16 protein-coding genes are annotated in these 17,110 nt (G+C 60.7%); 10 read left to right on the top strand and 6 right to left on the bottom strand.

Going from position 1 to position 17,110, the window contains the following annotated elements; genetic code table 11:
• Positions 1-27: 27 nt before the first annotated feature.
• The 3 genes from QOM10_RS27025 to QOM10_RS27015 form a co-directional block, all read right to left on the bottom strand.
• Positions 28-852: an SDR family oxidoreductase gene (locus tag QOM10_RS27025; RefSeq protein WP_127930049.1), complete on the bottom strand. Its 825-nt coding sequence runs from the start codon at positions 850-852 to the stop codon at positions 28-30.
• A 181-nt stretch (positions 853-1,033) separates the two neighbouring features.
• Positions 1,034-1,567: an REP-associated tyrosine transposase gene (locus tag QOM10_RS27020; RefSeq protein WP_127930048.1), complete on the bottom strand. Its 534-nt coding sequence runs from the start codon at positions 1,565-1,567 to the stop codon at positions 1,034-1,036.
• 305 nt (positions 1,568-1,872) lie between these two features.
• Positions 1,873-2,913 carry a low specificity L-threonine aldolase gene (locus tag QOM10_RS27015; protein WP_038363178.1) on the bottom strand — a complete coding sequence of 347 codons (1,041 nt, stop codon included), beginning with the start codon at positions 2,911-2,913 and terminating at the stop codon, positions 1,873-1,875.
• 126 nt (positions 2,914-3,039) lie between these two features.
• On the opposite strand from QOM10_RS27015, the gene QOM10_RS27010 reads away from it, so the two are divergent.
• From QOM10_RS27010 to fdhA, 8 genes are all read left to right on the top strand, one after another.
• Positions 3,040-3,750 carry a TraX family protein gene (locus tag QOM10_RS27010; RefSeq protein WP_316917228.1) on the top strand — a complete coding sequence of 237 codons (711 nt, stop codon included), beginning with the start codon at positions 3,040-3,042 and terminating at the stop codon, positions 3,748-3,750.
• A 286-nt stretch (positions 3,751-4,036) separates the two neighbouring features.
• A complete protein-coding gene (locus QOM10_RS27005) occupies positions 4,037-5,290 on the top strand; it encodes a serine hydroxymethyltransferase (protein WP_008086924.1) in 1,254 nt (417 codons plus the stop codon).
• Between the two features lie 20 nt (positions 5,291-5,310).
• Entirely contained in the window at positions 5,311-6,561 is a 1,251-nt protein-coding gene (locus QOM10_RS27000) for a sarcosine oxidase subunit beta (RefSeq protein WP_034155011.1), read from the top strand.
• Between the two features lie 14 nt (positions 6,562-6,575).
• The gene (locus tag QOM10_RS26995) at positions 6,576-6,905 is read left to right on the top strand and encodes a sarcosine oxidase subunit delta (RefSeq protein ID WP_016986286.1); all 330 of its coding nucleotides are present in this window, start codon (positions 6,576-6,578) and stop codon (positions 6,903-6,905) included.
• Positions 6,902-9,919: a sarcosine oxidase subunit alpha gene (locus QOM10_RS26990; protein WP_102900091.1), complete on the top strand. Its 3,018-nt coding sequence runs from the start codon at positions 6,902-6,904 to the stop codon at positions 9,917-9,919. Before QOM10_RS26995 ends, QOM10_RS26990 begins: the two co-directional genes overlap by 4 nt.
• A 143-nt stretch (positions 9,920-10,062) precedes the next feature.
• Positions 10,063-10,695 (top strand): sarcosine oxidase subunit gamma, encoded by a 633-nt coding sequence (locus QOM10_RS26985; RefSeq protein ID WP_316917227.1) that lies wholly within the window; start codon positions 10,063-10,065, stop codon positions 10,693-10,695.
• 218 nt (positions 10,696-10,913) lie between these two features.
• Complete coding sequence (gene purU, locus QOM10_RS26980) at positions 10,914-11,771, top strand: formyltetrahydrofolate deformylase (protein WP_008086918.1); 858 nt, start codon at positions 10,914-10,916, stop codon at positions 11,769-11,771.
• A 204-nt stretch (positions 11,772-11,975) separates the two neighbouring features.
• Positions 11,976-13,175: a formaldehyde dehydrogenase, glutathione-independent gene (fdhA, locus tag QOM10_RS26975; RefSeq protein ID WP_316917226.1), complete on the top strand. Its 1,200-nt coding sequence runs from the start codon at positions 11,976-11,978 to the stop codon at positions 13,173-13,175.
• Between the two features lie 254 nt (positions 13,176-13,429).
• Here the strand turns inward: fdhA and QOM10_RS26970 are convergent, their stop codons facing one another.
• A complete protein-coding gene (locus tag QOM10_RS26970; RefSeq protein WP_160042118.1) occupies positions 13,430-14,104 on the bottom strand; it encodes an anti-sigma factor domain-containing protein in 675 nt (224 codons plus the stop codon).
• Entirely contained in the window at positions 14,101-14,736 is a 636-nt protein-coding gene (locus tag QOM10_RS26965) for a sigma-70 family RNA polymerase sigma factor (protein WP_316917225.1), read from the bottom strand. Before QOM10_RS26965 ends, QOM10_RS26970 begins: the two co-directional genes overlap by 4 nt.
• A 150-nt stretch (positions 14,737-14,886) precedes the next feature.
• Between QOM10_RS26965 and QOM10_RS26960 the strand changes: the two genes are divergently transcribed.
• Positions 14,887-15,444: a DUF2780 domain-containing protein gene (locus QOM10_RS26960; protein ID WP_127930043.1), complete on the top strand. Its 558-nt coding sequence runs from the start codon at positions 14,887-14,889 to the stop codon at positions 15,442-15,444.
• A 1-nt stretch (position 15,445) separates the two neighbouring features.
• Here QOM10_RS26960 and QOM10_RS26955 read toward each other — a convergent pair whose 3' ends face one another.
• Positions 15,446-16,333, bottom strand: coding sequence for an acyltransferase (locus QOM10_RS26955; RefSeq protein ID WP_095122525.1), 888 nt, complete (start codon positions 16,331-16,333; stop codon positions 15,446-15,448).
• A gap of 257 nt (positions 16,334-16,590) precedes the next feature.
• On the opposite strand from QOM10_RS26955, the gene QOM10_RS26950 reads away from it, so the two are divergent.
• Positions 16,591-17,094 (top strand): ATP-dependent zinc protease, encoded by a 504-nt coding sequence (locus QOM10_RS26950; RefSeq protein ID WP_007909997.1) that lies wholly within the window; start codon positions 16,591-16,593, stop codon positions 17,092-17,094.
• Positions 17,095-17,110 lie beyond the last annotated feature (16 nt).

Below are 17,110 nucleotides of genomic sequence, written 5' to 3'. Positions count from 1 at the left end.
TGGGAGAGGGCTAGGGTGAGGGGCTTTTCAGTCAACAAACAAATCCGGCATCAACGCCGCGTCGCTTTCTCGATCAAAGCGATATTGATCGAACTCAGTCACGCCGCTCTCCCGCAAAATCTCCTCATCAATCAACAACCGCCCGGTAATCTGCCGTCCACTACTATCCAGAATCACATGCGCCGCATCCGCCATGATCGCTGGCGTTCGCGCCTGCTTGAACGACTCCCGATTCCCTAGCTGAAACTCGATCGCCGCCGTGGCAATCATCGTCTGCGGCCACAGCGAGTTGACGCTGATCCCATAACTGGCAAATTCCTCGCTCATCCCCAGCGTCAGCATGCTCATGCCGTACTTGGTCACGGTGTACGGACTGAACTGCGCAAACCACTTGTTCGCCAGATTCAGCGGCGGCGACAGGTTGAGAATGTGCCCGGCGGATTTCTTCAGATAGGGCAGGGCGGCCTGGCTGCACAGCAGCACCGCGCGGGTGTTGATCTGGTGCATCAGGTCGAAACGCTTGAGTTCGATGTGTTGAACGCCCGTGAGCTTGATCGCCCCGGCGTTGTTCACCAGTGCATCGATGCCGCCGAAGTGCTCGTTGGCCTGGGCCAGTGCCCGGCGCACCGCGTCTTCATCACGCACATCCAACTGCATTGCCAGAGCCTTGCCGCCCGCCGCTTCGACTTCGGCGGCGACGCTGTGGATGGTCCCGGGCAATTTGGCGTGGGGTTCGGCGCTCTTCGCCGCAATGACGATATTGGCGCCGTCCCTCGCAGCACGCAGCGCGATCTCACGGCCAATGCCACGGCTGGCGCCGGTGATGAACAGGGTTTTGCCTTGTAACGACATGCCGATGCTCCTGCTTATTGTTATCTGAGCGGAGGGCTCGACAGACAATGTAGACCAAGTCTTCGCGGGCGAAGTTGATCGTTCCCACGCTCCGCGTGGGAACGATCAGTGCGGTGGAGTCAGATCTGATCGTTCCTACGCTCTGCGTGGGAATGCAGCCCGGGACGCTCTGCGTCCCATTTCAATACCAGCACTGAACCTCGATCAGCCCCGGCATTCCCGCGTAATCCCTGGCGCTCGAATAACGCCAATGCTCCGGCAAATCCACATATCCGCGTTTCACCGGGTTGTTGTGAATGTATTCAAGCTTCTGGCGCATCACCGATTCGCTATAAACCATTTCTGCGTGAGAACCTTCCTGCCATAACTGGTAAACCCGATCCTGCTTGTGCGCACGTTTGCTAAAGCGCAGCCGTTGCAGGGTTTTGTCAGCGCCTTTGCTTTGCAAGTCATCAATAATCTGTCGAGCAGTGAATGATTTGAACTGGCTGAGGCATTTACTCAGGTCGGGCGCCTGAGCGACGAAGTGAAGATGGGTTTCCAGAATCACGTAGCCGTACAGCTTCAAGTCATGGTGGGTCTGTTGATAACGCCAGCAGTTGAGCAGGTGGTCGACGATGTAGGGACGGATGAACAGCGGTAACCATTCCATGATCGTGCAAGTCAGGAAATGCGGTTTGTCGGTTTCGGTAAAGGTGTAGCGGCTGCGGCCCATGGGATTCTTCCTTGAATCTTGCGGTGCATTGGAGATGGAACGCGGAGCGTCCCGGGATGCGTTACCACGCGGAGCGTGGGAACGATCAGGGTGAGGCGGACGGGATGTTCGCGCTAGAAGAGAAGTCTGGTATTACGGTGGGAAAAGTCATCTTCGGCCGAAGATCGTTCCCACGCTCTGCGTGGGAATGCAGCCATTGACGCTCTGCGTCATAGCGGTGTTTAGCGTCTGGGGGATGGAACGCGGAGCGTCCCGGGAGGCATTCCCACGCGGAGCGTGGGAACGATCAGTGCACTGGCCTCAGGTCAGGCGGACATGACTTCGCGGATGTCGCGGGCCAGTTCGCGGACGCGTTCTTCTTCGGTGTCCCACGAGCACATGAAGCGTGCGCCGCCCTTGCCGATGAAGGTGTAGAAGCGCCAGTTCTTCGCAGTCAACGCGGCGATGGCCGGTTCGGATAATTGCAGGAACACGCCGTTGGCCTGTACCGGGAACATCAGTTCGACGCCGGGAATGTCGCTGACCAGTTCAGCGAGCAATTGTGCGCAGTGATTGGCGTGGCGGGCGTATTTGAGCCAGGCGTCGTTTTCGAGGATGCCGACCCACGGTGCTGACAGAAAGCGCATTTTCGACGCCAACTGACCGGCCTGTTTGCAGCGGTAGTCGAAGTCTTCCGCCAGTTTGTGGTTGAAGAACAGGATCGCTTCACCCACGGCCATGCCGTTCTTGGTGCCGCCGAAACACAGCACATCGACACCAGCCTTCCAGGTCAGATCCGCTGGCGAGCAGCCGAGGAATGCGCAGGCGTTGGAGAAGCGCGCGCCGTCCATGTGCAGGTGCAGGCCCAGCTCTTTGCAAGTCGCGCTGATGGCGCGGACTTCTTCCGGGGTGTAGACGCTGCCGACTTCAGTGGCTTGGGTCAGGGTGACCACACGCGGTTTCGGGTAGTGAATGTCCTGGCGCTTGAGCGCGACTTCGCGGATCGATTGCGGGGTGATCTTGCCGTTTTCAGTGCCGGCGATCAGCAGTTTCGAGCCGTTGGAGAAGAATTCCGGGGCGCCGCATTCGTCGGTTTCGACGTGGGCGGTTTCCGAGCAGATCACGCTGTGGTAACTCTGGCACAGCGACGACAGGGCCAGCGAGTTGGCGGCGGTGCCGTTGAAGGCGAAGAACACTTCGCAGTCGGTTTCGAACAACTGGCGGAAATGGTCGGACGCGCGAGCGGTCCATTCATCGTCGCCATACGCGCGTTGGTGGCCGTGGTTGGCCTGTTCCATTGCAGCCCAGGCTTCAGGGCAGATACCGGAATAGTTGTCGCTGGCGAATTGTTGGCTCTTGTCGGTCATGGCCGGCTTCCGTGGTCGAGACTCTTGTGAAGGCTCGTGGTCAATGATGGTGCGCACTTTACCGAAGATCTTCCGGGGAGCACACGGGATGTCGCTGTCAGAACATTACATGGACGCAGGCCGATTATGCACCTGACTAAACGCGACGGCGCGCTGGATCTGCTCAAGTGGCTGGCGCTGTTGAGCATGTTGTTCGATCACCTGCGATATGTCGGGTTCTCCGCCGATTGGCTGTACGTGCCGGGGCGGTTGGCGTTTCCGTGGTTTTGTCTGGCGATGGCGGCGAATCTGGCGCGCGATGGATCGCGGAGGATGGAATGGCGCTATCTGGGCTGGTTGTTGCTGTTCAGTGCGGTGAGCGAGATTCCCTATCGGTTGTACATTCCCGACCCCGACACGCTGAACGTGATGCCGACGCTGGCGCTGGGCTTGTTGGTGGCGCGGGGGTGGCAGGATCCAACGATCATGTCGCGATTGCTGGGCGTTGCTGCGCTGGTGCTGGCCGCCATGTTTCCGGAACGACTGATGTTTGGTTTATTCGGTGTGTTGCTGCCGTTGGCGATGCTGCTGGTGTTTCGCCGGCCGTGGTATTTCAGCTTGTTGCCGGGTTTGATCTGTCTGGCGGCTAATCAATGGCAGGTACTGTACGACTCGGCGAAGTTCGGCAATAGCGTCGCCATTCTCGGTATTGCGACATGCCTGTCTGCGCCAATGCTGGGGATGTTCCTGTTGCGACATGTGCGACATCTTCAGCCGCCGCCGATGCGCCGCTGGGCCTACGCCATCTATCCCGCGCATTTCCTCCTGCTACTCGCCGTCCGCCAATTGATCGCATAACCCCTGTAGGAGTGAGCCTGCTCGCGAAGAGGCCGGCACATCCAACATAGAAGCTGGCTGACCGACCGCTTTCGCGAGCAGGCTCGCTCCCACAGGGGATCTCCACGGATTCGAGGGATGCGTTCGACCAGCCATTTCGAGCCATGTCGTAAACGCACCTTTGCGTGGCGCGCGCAGGCATTTGAGCTGTCTGCGCCGGTCATACCATCGGCATCAAAGGGCACTGCCTTCATTGCCAGTGCCTTACCGAGACGAATGGCGCACAGATGCCGCTGGGAGAGACGCGATGTTCAGCAAGCAAGACCAGATCCAGGGTTACGACGATGCACTGCTGGCGGCGATGAATGCCGAGGAGCAACGTCAGGAAGATCACATCGAGCTGATCGCGTCGGAGAACTACACCAGCAAACGCGTGATGGAAGCGCAAGGCAGCGGCCTGACCAACAAGTACGCCGAAGGCTATCCGGGCAAGCGCTACTACGGTGGCTGCGAGCACGTCGATAAAGTCGAAGCGCTGGCCATCGAACGCGCCAAGCAGCTGTTCGGCGCCGATTACGCCAACGTCCAGCCGCACTCGGGTTCTTCGGCTAACAGCGCCGTGTACCTGGCGTTGATCCAGCCGGGCGACACCATCCTCGGCATGAGCCTGGCTCACGGCGGTCACCTGACCCACGGCGCCAAAGTGTCGTCCTCGGGCAAGCTCTACAACGCTGTGCAGTACGGCATCAACACTGACACCGGGCTGATCGATTACGACGAAGTCGAGCGTCTCGCCGTCGAATCCAAGCCGAAAATGATCGTCGCCGGTTTCTCCGCTTACTCGAAGACCCTCGACTTCCCGCGCTTCCGTCAGATCGCTGACAAGGTCGGCGCGCTGCTGTTCGTCGACATGGCTCACGTTGCCGGTCTGGTTGCCGCCGGTCTGTACCCGAACCCGCTGCCGTACGCCGACGTGGTCACCACCACCACCCACAAAACCCTGCGCGGTCCACGTGGCGGCTTGATCCTGGCCAAGTCCAACGAAGAGATCGAGAAGAAGCTCAACGCTGCCGTATTCCCCGGCGCTCAGGGCGGCCCGCTGATGCACGTCATCGCCGGTAAAGCCGTGTGCTTCAAGGAAGCGCTGGAGCCAGGCTTCAAGGCTTATCAGCAGCAAGTGATCGACAACGCTCAGGCGATGGCCAGCGTGTTTATCAAACGTGGCTACGATGTAGTGTCCGGCGGTACCGATAACCATTTGTTCCTGGTCAGCCTGATCCGTCAGGGCCTGACCGGCAAAGATGCCGACGCCGCCCTCGGCCGTGCCCACATCACCGTCAACAAGAACGCCGTGCCGAACGACCCGCAATCGCCGTTCGTGACCTCGGGCCTGCGCATCGGCACCCCAGCGGTCACCACTCGCGGCTTCAAAGTGACCCAGTGCGAAGTGTTGGCGGGCTGGATTTGCGACATCCTCGACAACCTCGGCGATGCCGATGTCGAGGCCAATGTTGCCCAGCAAGTGTCGGCCCTGTGCGCTGACTTCCCGGTTTACCGCTGAGTGTTCTGGAGTAACTGACTATGCAACGCTATTCGGGCTTCGGCCTCTTCAAACACTCCCTCAGCCACCACGAAAACTGGCAGCGCATGTGGCGCACGCCGACGCCGAAAAAGGTCTACGACGTGGTCATCGTCGGCGGCGGCGGGCACGGTCTGGCGACGGCTTACTACTTGGCCAAAGAACACGGCATCACCAACGTCGCCGTGGTCGAGAAGGGATGGCTGGGCGGCGGTAACACCGCGCGCAACACCACCATCGTGCGCTCCAACTACCTGTGGGACGAGTCGGCGCACCTCTACGAACACGCAATGAAACTGTGGGAAGGCCTGTCGCAGGACCTCAACTACAACGTGATGTTCTCCCAGCGTGGCGTCTACAACCTGTGCCACACCCTGCAGGACATCCGTGATTCCGAGCGTCGGGTCAGCGCCAACCGCCTCAATGGCGTCGATGGCGAACTGCTCAACGCCAAGCAAGTCGCTGACGAGATTCCGTACCTCGACTGCTCGAAAAACACTCGCTACCCGGTGTTGGGCGCGACCGTCCAGCGTCGCGGCGGCGTCGCCCGTCACGATGCCGTGGCCTGGGGCTTTGCCCGTGCCGCCGACGCCCTCGGCGTGGACTTGATCCAGCAGACCGAAGTGATCGGTTTCCGCAAGGAAAACGGCGTGTGCATCGGTGTTGAAACCAACAAGGGTTTCATCGGCGCCAAGCGCGTCGGTGTGGTCACGGCCGGTAACTCCGGGCACATGGCCAAACTCGCCGGTTTCCGTCTGCCGATCGAATCCCACCCGCTGCAAGCGCTGGTGTCCGAGCCGATCAAGCCGATTATCGACAGCGTGATCATGTCCAACGCCGTGCACGGTTACATCAGCCAGTCCGACAAGGGCGACCTGGTGATCGGCGCCGGTATCGACGGCTACAACGGCTACGGCCAGCGCGGTTCGTACCCGGTGATCGAGCACACCATTCAAGCGATCGTCGAGATGTTCCCGGTGTTGTCCCGCGTACGCATGAACCGTCAGTGGGGCGGCATCGTCGACACCACCCCGGACGCTTGCCCGATCATTTCGAAAACCCCGGTACCGAACATGTTCTTCAACTGCGGTTGGGGCACCGGTGGCTTCAAGGCAACGCCTGGCTCGGGCAACGTGTTTGCCGCGAGTCTGGCCAAGGGTGAAATGCACCCGTTGGCCGCACCTTTCTCCATCGACCGTTTCCACAACGGTGCGTTGATCGATGAACACGGCGCTGCTGCGGTTGCCCACTAACAGGAGAAATCCCCATGTTGCATATCTTCTGTCCTCACTGCGGCGAACTGCGCTCCGAAGAGGAATTCCACGCATCCGGCCAGGCGCACATTCCGCGTCCACTGGATCCAGGCGCCTGCACCGACGAGGAGTGGGGCGACTACATGTTCTTCCGCGACAACCCGCGCGGTCTGCACCACGAACTGTGGGATCACGTCGCCGGTTGCCGTCAGTACTTCAACGTCACCCGCGACACCGTGACCTACGAGATTCTCGAAACCTACAAGATCGGCACCAAGCCGCAATTCACCGACAAGGCTGATACGGCGAAAACAGCCACGACGGCGCTGGGAGAGAAGGTATGAGCCAGACCAATCGCCTGTCCAACGGTGGACGGATCGACCGCAACAAAGTGCTGAGCTTCACCTTCAACGGTCAGAGCTACAAAGGCTTCGAGGGTGACTCGCTGGCCGCCGCGCTGATCGCCAACGGCGTCGACATCATCGGCCGCAGCTTCAAGTATTCGCGTCCTCGCGGCATCTTCGCCGCCGGTGCCGAAGAGCCGAATGCGGTATTGCAGATCGGTGCCACCGAAGCCACACAGATTCCCAACGTGCGCGCCACGCAACAGGCGTTGTATCAAGGTCTGGTCGCGACCAGCACCAATGGCTGGCCGAGCGTCAACAACGACATGATGGGCATTCTCGGCAAGGTCGGCGGCAAGCTGATGCCGCCGGGTTTCTACTACAAAACCTTCATGTACCCGCAATCGTTCTGGATGACGTACGAGAAGTACATTCGCAAGGCTGCCGGTCTGGGTCGTTCGCCGACCGAAGTCGATCCGGATACTTACGACTACATGAACCAGCACTGCGACGTGCTGATCGTCGGCGCTGGCCCGGCCGGTCTCGCCGCTGCCCTGGCCGCTGCGCGCAGCGGTGCCCGAGTGATTCTGGCGGACGAGCAGGAAGAGTTCGGCGGCAGCCTGCTCGATTCTCGTGAAAGCCTCGACGGCAAACCGGCGATGGACTGGGTCGCCAGCGTCATCACTGAACTGAAGAACACCCCGGACGTGCTGCTGTTGCCGCGCGCCACGGTCAACGGTTACCACGACCACAACTTCCTGACCATTCACGAACGCCTCACCGATCACCTCGGTGACCGCGCGCCAATTGGCCAGGTGCGCCAGCGCATTCACCGTGTTCGCGCCAAGCGTGTCGTGCTGGCGACCGGTGCTTGCGAGCGTCCGCTGGTTTACGGCAACAACGACGTGCCGGGCAACATGCTTGCCGGTGCGGTGTCGACTTACGTGCGTCGCTACGGCGTCGCGCCGGGCAAGAAACTGGTGCTGTCGACCAACAACGATCATGCTTATCGCGTCGCTCTGGATTGGCTCGATGCCAGTCTGCAAGTGGTCGCCATCGCCGATGCGCGCAGCAATCCGCGTGGTGCGTTGGTAGAAGAAGCCCGCGCCAAAGGCATCCGCATCCTCACTGGCAGCGCCGTGATCGAAGCCCGTGGCAGCAAGCGCGTGACTGCTGCCCGCGTGGCGGCGATTGATGTTAAAGCGCACGCCGTGACCAGTCCTGGCGAGTGGCTCGACTGCGATGTGGTTGCCAGTTCCGGCGGGTACAGCCCGGTCGTTCACCTGGCTTCGCACCTCGGTGGCAAACCGACCTGGCGTGAAGACATCCTCGGTTTTGTACCGGGCGAAGCACCGCAGAAACGCGTGTGCGTCGGCGGCATCAATGGCGTCTACGGTCTCGGCGATTCGCTGGCTGACGGTTTTGAAGGTGGCGTGCGCGCTGCCGCTGAAGCCGGTTTCCAGACTGTCGAAGGCGTGCTGCCGAAAGCCCTGAGCCGTCACGAAGAACCGACGCTGGCGCTGTTCCAGGTGCCGCATGAAAAGAACACCGCACGGGCGCCGAAGCAATTCGTCGATCTGCAAAACGACGTGACCGCTGCGGCGATCGAACTGGCAACTCGCGAAGGTTTCGAGTCGGTCGAGCACGTCAAACGCTACACCGCGCTGGGCTTCGGCACCGATCAGGGCAAGCTCGGCAACGTCAACGGTCTGGCCATCGCCGCCCGCTCGCTGAACGTAACCATCCCGCAGATGGGCACCACGATGTTCCGCCCGAACTACACTCCGGTGACTTTCGGCGCCGTGGCCGGTCGTCACTGTGGGCACATCTTCGAGCCGGTGCGTCACACCGCACTGCATGCATGGCATGTGAAGAATGGCGCCGAGTTTGAAGACGTCGGTCAGTGGAAGCGTCCATGGTACTTCCCAAAAAACGGTGAAGACCTGCATGCCGCGGTGAAGCGCGAATGCAAGGCCGTGCGCGACAGCGTCGGCCTGCTCGACGCCTCGACCCTCGGCAAGATCGACATTCAAGGCCCGGATGCCCGCGAGTTCCTCAACCGCGTGTACACCAACGCCTGGACCAAACTCGACGTGGGCAAGGCTCGCTACGGTTTGATGTGCAAAGAAGACGGCATGGTCTTCGACGACGGTGTCACGGCGTGCCTGGCCGACAACCATTTCGTCATGACCACCACCACCGGCGGCGCGGCTCGCGTGCTGCAATGGCTGGAGCTGTACCACCAGACCGAATGGCCGGACATGAAGGTTTACTTCACTTCCGTGACTGACCACTGGGCGACCATGACCCTGTCCGGGCCGAACAGCCGCAAGCTGCTCAGCGCCGTGACCGACATTGATCTGAGCAACGAAGCGTTCCCATTCATGACCTGGAAAGAAGGTCTGGTCGGCGACGTGCCGGCGCGGGTGTTCCGCATCTCGTTCACCGGTGAGCTGTCGTACGAAGTCAACGTGCAGGCCGACTATGCGATGGGTGTGCTGGAGAAAATCGTCGAGGCCGGCAAGCAGTACAACCTGACCCCGTACGGCACCGAAACCATGCACGTACTGCGCGCGGAGAAGGGCTTCATCATTGTCGGTCAGGACACTGACGGCTCGATGACCCCGGACGACTTGAACATGGGCTGGTGTGTGGGTCGCACCAAACCGTTCTCATGGATCGGCCAACGCGGCATGAACCGTGAAGACTGCGTGAAGGATCAGCGTAAACAGTTGGTCGGCCTGAAGCCGATCGATCCGAACGTCTGGCTGCCGGAGGGCGCACAACTGGTGTTCAACACCAAGCAGACGATCCCGATGACCATGGTTGGCCACGTGACTTCCAGCTACGCGCACAACTCCCTCGGTTATTCGTTTGCCATGGGTGTGGTCAAGGGCGGTCTGAAGCGCCTCGGTGAGCGGGTGTTTGCACCGCTGGCCGACGGCAGCGTGATCGAGGCGGAAATCGTGTCTTCGGTGTTCTTCGATCCGAAGGGGGATCGCCAGAACATCTGACGGCCTCAAGAACTGTGGGCGGGCGGCTATTCGCGAGCAGGCTCGCTCCCACATTCGACCGCGTTCCCCTGTGGGAGCGAGCCTGCTCGCGAAAGCGGCAGATCAGCCACCGCAGGAACCAACAGAATTCAGGAAGGTGCTTTATGACCACAGCCAATGTTTACCAACAACGCCCGACCACCGGGGCCAAGGCCGAGTCGTCGCTGCACCATGCAGACCTCGCCAGCCTGGTCGGCAAGGGCCGCAAGAACGCCGGCGTGATCGTGCGTGAGAAAAAACTCCTTGGCCACCTGACCATCCGTGGCGATGGCCACGATGCCGCGTTCGCTGCCGGTGTGCACAAAGCCCTGGGCATCGAATTGCCCGGCGCTCTGAGCGTCATCGTCAAAGGCGAGACCAGCCTGCAATGGATGGGCCCGGATGAGTGGCTGCTGATCGTGCCAAGCGGTGAAGAATTCGCCGCCGAACAGAAACTGCGTGAAGCGCTGGGCGAACTGCACATCGCGATCGTCAACGTCAGCGGCGGTCAGCAAGTGCTCGAACTGAGCGGGCCGAACGTGCGTCAGGTGCTAATGAAGTCGACCAGCTATGACGTGCACCCGAATAATTTTCCGGTGGGTAAAGCGGTCGGCACGGTGTTCGCCAAATCGCAGTTGATGATTCGCCATACCGCTGAAGACACTTGGGAACTGCTGATTCGTCGTAGCTTTTCGGATTACTGGTGGTTGTGGTTGCAGGATGCTTCGGCTGAGTACGGGTTGAGCGTTCAGGCCTGAAAGATCAAGAGCTACCCCCTCACCCCAGCCCTCTTCCACAGGGGGGAGAGGGGGAAAGGGAGCCGATCTCGGGTGTTTTTGCGATCTGCATTCACATTCGGAATTTCAGGTCGGCGTAGCTCGAAAGAACACCTCGGTCAGTCCCCTCTCCCTCTGGGAGAGGGCTGGGGTGAGGGAAAAACCTGACACCCCACACAAAGAACAGGAGTCACCGCACCATGAGCCGCGCCCCAGACACATGGATTCTGACCGCCGACTGCCCCAGCGTCCTCGGCACGGTGGACGCGGTGACGCGTTTTCTGTTCGAGCAGGGCTGTTACGTCACCGAGCACCATTCGTTTGATGACCGCCTCTCCGGGCGCTTCTTCATTCGCGTGGAATTCCGCCAGCCCGACGGTTTCGACGAGCAATCCTTCCGCGCCGGCTTAGCCGAACGCGGGCAGGCGTTCGGCATGATCTTCGAGCTGACCGCGCCGAACTACCGGCCAAAAGTGGTGATCATGGTCTCCAAGGCCGATCACTGCCTCAACGATTTGCTCTACCGCCAGCGCATTGGCCAGTTGTCGATGGACGTTGCTGCCGTCGTCTCCAATCACCCGGATCTGAAACCGCTGGCCGACTGGCACCAGATTCCCTACTACCATTTCCCCCTCGACCCCAACGACAAACCGTCGCAGGAGCGTCAGGTGTGGCAGGTGATCGAAGAGTCCGGCGCCGAACTGGTGATCCTCGCCCGCTACATGCAGGTGCTGTCGCCGGAGCTGTGCCGCAAACTCGATGGCAAGGCAATCAACATTCATCACTCGCTGCTGCCGGGCTTCAAAGGCGCCAAACCGTACCACCAGGCTTACAACAAAGGCGTGAAACTGGTTGGCGCGACGGCGCATTACATCAATAACGACCTCGACGAAGGGCCGATCATTGCCCAAGGCGTCGAGGCGGTGGATCACAGTCATTACCCTGAGGATCTGATTGCCAAGGGGCGTGATATCGAAGGCCTGACGCTGGCGCGGGCGGTTGGGTATCACATCGAAAGAAGGGTGTTTTTGAACGCCAATAGAACCGTCGTTCTTTAGATCGCTTTCGCGAGCAGGCTCGCTCCCACAGGGATTTGTGTTGAAACACAGGTCTCTGTCACACCAAAGATCAACTGTGGGAGCGAGCCTGCTCGCGAAGGGGCCATAACAAACAACGCAAAACCAACAAGCAATAACCCGAGCATTCAACGCGCTGCCTGCCTGGGCAACGCGGTTCCATAAAAACAACAGCGAGGTGAAAGCATGTCTGGCAATCGTGGTGTGGTGTATCTCGGCGCGGGCAAGGTCGAAGTACAGAAAATCGACTATCCGAAAATGCAGGACCCGCGCGGTCGCAAGATCGAGCACGGGGTCATTCTCAAAGTGGTTTCCACCAATATCTGCGGCTCCGACCAGCACATGGTGCGCGGCCGTACCACGGCGCAGACCGGTCTGGTGCTGGGTCACGAAATCACTGGTGAGGTGATCGAAAAAGGCTCCGACGTCGAGAACCTGAAAATCGGTGATCTGGTCTCCGTACCGTTCAACGTCGCGTGCGGGCGCTGCCGTTCCTGCAAAGAGCAACACACCGGCGTCTGCCTGACCGTCAACCCGGCCCGTGCCGGCGGCGCATACGGCTACGTCGACATGGGCGACTGGACCGGTGGCCAAGCCGAATACGTGCTGGTGCCGTACGCCGACTTCAACCTGCTGAAACTGCCGGACCGCGACAAGGCCATGGAGAAAATCCGCGACCTGACCTGCCTCTCCGACATCCTCCCGACCGGCTACCACGGCGCCGTCACTGCCGGCGTTGGTCCGGGCAGCACCGTTTACATTGCGGGCGCCGGCCCGGTCGGTCTGGCCGCCGCTGCCTCTGCGCGTTTGCTCGGTGCGGCGGTGGTGATCGTCGGCGACGTCAACACCATCCGCTTGGCTCACGCCAAATCCCAGGGTTTTGAAATCGTCGACCTGTCCAAGGACACCCCGCTGCACGAACAGATCGCCGCACTGCTCGGCGAGCCGGAAGTGGATTGCGCGGTGGACTGCGTCGGCTTCGAAGCACGCGGCCACGGCCACGACGGCGTGAAAGCCGAGGCTCCGGCCACCGTGCTCAACTCACTGATGGGCGTGGTGCGTGTCGCCGGCAAGATCGGTATCCCCGGCCTGTACGTCACCGAAGATCCGGGTGCCGTGGACGCCGCCGCGAAAATGGGCAGCCTGAGCATTCGCTTCGGTCTGGGCTGGGCCAAGTCGCACAGCTTCCACACCGGCCAGACGCCAGTGATGAAGTACAACCGCCAGTTGATGCAGGCGATCATGTGGGATCGCATCAACATCGCCGATGTGGTGGGCGTGCAAGTGATCAGCCTCGATCAGGCACCGGAAGGCTATGGCGAGTTCGATGCGGGCGTGCCGAAGAAGTTTGTGATTGATCCGCATAAGTTGTTTAGTGCGGCGTAAGGTTCAAGCGCAATACAAAACGGCGACCTGAGGGTCGCCGTTTTTTGTTGCAAGCCCAGGTCAAAAGCGACCCTCACCCCAGCCCTCTCCCGGAGGGAGAGGGGGCCGACCGAGGGATGCTCACAATTTACGCCGACCTGAAAATACCGCTGTGAATCCATAATCGACTCGGTGTGGCAGGTCGATGTATGGTGCCAGACACCTCGGTCAGTCCCCTCTCCCTCTGGGAGAGGGTTAGGGTGAGGGGCTTTGCTTTACAGGCCCGCCAACGCCCCTTGGTACAACACCGGCCCAGTCGGCTGCCCGGTCGGCGAACCACCTTTCGGCTCAAGACTTACCGCCAGCGCAATCGGCTTACCGATCAAGACTTTCTGCGCCTCGTTCAACTCAACCTTGCCTTTGCCCCCCGCCGGAATAACGCCGAGAGAAATCGGTTTTCCGTCAGCCGGAATCGCCCACAGTTCCAGGCTGCGATCCGCATCAACCGCCGCCAGCGTCAGCGGCTCGACTTGCAGATAATCCGCATGCGCCTCGACCTTCAGCGCCGGTTGCGCATCGGCGGTCAGCAGGGTGGCGCGGTAGCGGGCGTCGTCGCGGTTGTACAGCGAGCCGAGGAACACCAGCACCACGATCGAACACAGCACAGCGCTAACCCGTAGCCAGTTCCAGAACGGCCGCTTCTCGGGCACATGCAGCACTTGCGGTTCGATCCGCGCGGTAATGCCATGCCAGACGCGATCGGGCACCGGATGCTCCGGCAGAGATTCGGTGAGCCTCACCAGCGATTCCTGCCATTGCGCCAGTTCAGCCCTTAATGCTGCGTCATCCAGCAACAACTGCTCAAACCGCCGACGCGTAGCCGATGACATCAAGCCAATCGCATAATCGGCGGCGAGGGCGCGGCGCAGGGCAGGGGTCTGGTAGTTCATGATTCAAGGCACCGACGCAGGCGTTCCATGCCACGACGGATCCAGGATTTCACCGTTCCCAGCGGCGTGGCCAGGTGTTCGGCGAGTTCCGTGCACGACAATCCCTGAAAGTAGGCCACCGTAATCGACTGGCGCTGCATGCCGTCGAGGGTTTCAAGGCAGCGGTTCAACATCTGAGCCTCGCGGGCGCTGTTCAACTGATCATGTGCCGAAGGGCTTTCGTCCAGCAGCGCATCTTGTTCGAGATCCGTCAGCGGTCGGTCGCGGTGTTTGCGCAATTGATCGATAGCCTGATTGCGCGTGATGTTGATCATCCAGGTCAGCGGCGCCGACAGGTGCGCTTCGTAGCGCGAGGCGTTGTTCCAGATGCGCACGAAGGCTTCCTGCAGCACTTCTTCGGCCAGATCGGCGCGGCCCATGAAGCGCAGCGCGACGCCATGCAGGCGCGGGCCGACGCTGCGGTAGAGCGTTTCGAAGGCGCGACGATCACCCAGTGAACACTGGGCCAACAACTGTCGCAGCTGATCGGTGTCGGCGATGGAAATGACGACTCTCCAGGCAAAGGTCGGGCGACGAGGGCTGAGCTCGGACTGTTCACAGGCTAGTTCAGCGACAGCGGTTGTGCCATTCATCGCGAGGGTGTCCGGGATTTCACGTTTTATATACGCAGGCCGGATGAAAATGGATGCGCCGCGCCGGAACATGCCGGCGGATACCCGGTCAAACCGGCAGTTTCACTGCCCGTTCAGCGGGTGGTTTTCACAGCGCAAGAGGATGTCTGAATGAAGATTTCACGCGGTTTTGCCTTGGCATCGCTCCTGACCATGGCGGCCGGGCCGGTGTTTGCCGGTTTCAGTCTGAACGACGTCGCTGGTGCGGTTTCGGGGATGCAGGGCGGTGACAAGGCGGCTGCTTCGGCGCCGACCTCGGAAACCGCCGGTTTGCTCAGTGCCCTCAGTGCGCTGGATGTCACGCCGGAGCAAGCCGTTGGCGGTACTAGCGCGATGCTCGGGCTGGCCAAGAATCAGTTGAGCAGTACCGATTATTCGCAGTTGGCCAAGGAAGTGCCGGGCATCGACAAGTTGTCAGGCGGCAGTGGCAATCTGGCGGCGTTGGGGGCTTTGCTCGGTTCGTCCGGCAAGTCCGCCGGGCTGGAAAACGCGCTGGGCAACGTCAAGGACACCAATGACCTGAACAATGCCTTCAGCGCATTGGGCATGGACAGCGGCATGATCGGCCAGTTTGCCCCTGTGCTGTTGCAATACCTCGGTCAGCAGGGCGTCGGCGGTTCGCTGCTGAGCAGCCTGGGCAGCATCTGGGGCGCCGGCACCGGTAGCTGATTCAGCCGCGCTCGCCGCGCAGTTCGGCGATGCGCTGATCCTTCTCGTTCCAGAGCTGGTTGACCCAGCTCTGGACCGTCTGGCGAAACGCCGGATCATTCTCGTAATCACCCTGCCACAGCGCCGGGTCGAGTTCGCGGGTCTTGATGTCGATGATCACGCGCGGCACGTTGCCGCTGATCAGATCCCAGAAACCCGGAATGTTCGCCTGTGGATAAACCACGGTGACGTCGAGAATCGCATCCAGCTGTTCACCCATCGCCGCCAATACAAACGCCACGCCGCCGGCCTTGGGCTTGAGCAAGTGGCTGAACGGTGATTGCTGCTGCGCGCTTTTCGCGGCGGTGTAGCGTGTGCCTTCCAGATAATTGACCACGGTCACCGGCTGACGCTTGAACAGCTCGCAGGCCGCTTTGGTGATCTCCAGATCCTTGCCCGCCAGCTCCGGGTGTTTCGCCAGAAAGGCCTTGGTGTAGCGCTTCATGAACGGGTAATCCAGCGCCCACCACGCCAGCCCCAGAAACGGTACCCAGATCAGCTCTTTCTTGAGGAAGAATTTGAAGAACGGCGTGCGCCGGTTGAGGGTCTGGATCAGCGCCGGAATATCCACCCACGACTGGTGGTTGCTGACCACCAGATACGAGGTGTCGCCGCGCAAGTCTTCGCCACCGCGAATGTCCCATTGGGTGGGGATACACAGGCGGAAAATCAGCTTGTCGATCTCGGCCCAGGTCTCGGCGATCCACATCACCGCCCCCGACGCGTAATCGCGCCAGCGGCCTGGTGCGATCAGTTTGAGCAGGGCAAAGACCAGCAACGGCCCGATCAGGATCAGGGTGTTGAGCAACAGCAGCAGGGTGACGAAACAGCCGGTGAGCAGGCGGCGCATAAGCAACTCTTTGCAAACGGATGGGCGCGCCATGATAAGCAGCTTCGCGCGGCAGGCCAAATCGCTGGTGACGAATGTTTCACTTTCGTCGCGTTAACCTGATCGTTCCCACGCTCTGCGTGGTAACGCCGCCCGGGACGCTCCGCGTCCCTGTGACGCAGAGCGTCACTGGATGCATGCCCACGCAGAGCGTGGGAACGATCAAGCGCGCAACGGTCTAAAATCCCGTTGCCCAACCTCTCAAGGAAGCCCCTTACGTGAAATCCCTCCTTGCACTGTTTGCCCTCGTCGCCCTGCCTGTCATGGCCGCCGAGCCGACCCTGTACGGGCGTTACGAATACATTGCGCTGCCGGAAATCGGCGGTGAAGTGCTCAAGGCCAAGATGGACACCGGCGCACTGACCGCCTCGCTGTCGGCCAAGGACATCGAAACCTTCACCCGCGATGGCGACGAATGGGTGCGTTTCCGCCTCGGCACCAAAGACGCCAGCAACAAGGTCTACGAACACAAGGTCGCGCGGATCAGCAAGATCAAGAGCCGCTCGGACGAAGAAGACGAGGGTGAAAGCACCGAAGTCGCCAAACGCCCGGTGGTCGATCTGGAGCTGTGCCTGGGTAACGTCAAGCGTACCGTTGAGGTCAACCTGACCGACCGCAGCAACTTCAATTACCCGTTGCTGATCGGTGCCAAAGCCTTGCGCGAGTTCGGCGCAGCGGTGAACCCGGCGCGACGCTTCACGGCCGACAAGCCGGACTGCTGAGCCAAGTGGTCTCATT

Origin of the sequence: Pseudomonas sp. P108 (genome assembly GCF_032613195.1) — a bacterium.
Lineage (GTDB): Bacteria > Pseudomonadota > Gammaproteobacteria > Pseudomonadales > Pseudomonadaceae > Aquipseudomonas.
Note: the sequence above shows the minus strand (reverse complement) of the source record. Positions and strands in the feature narration are given on the sequence as shown.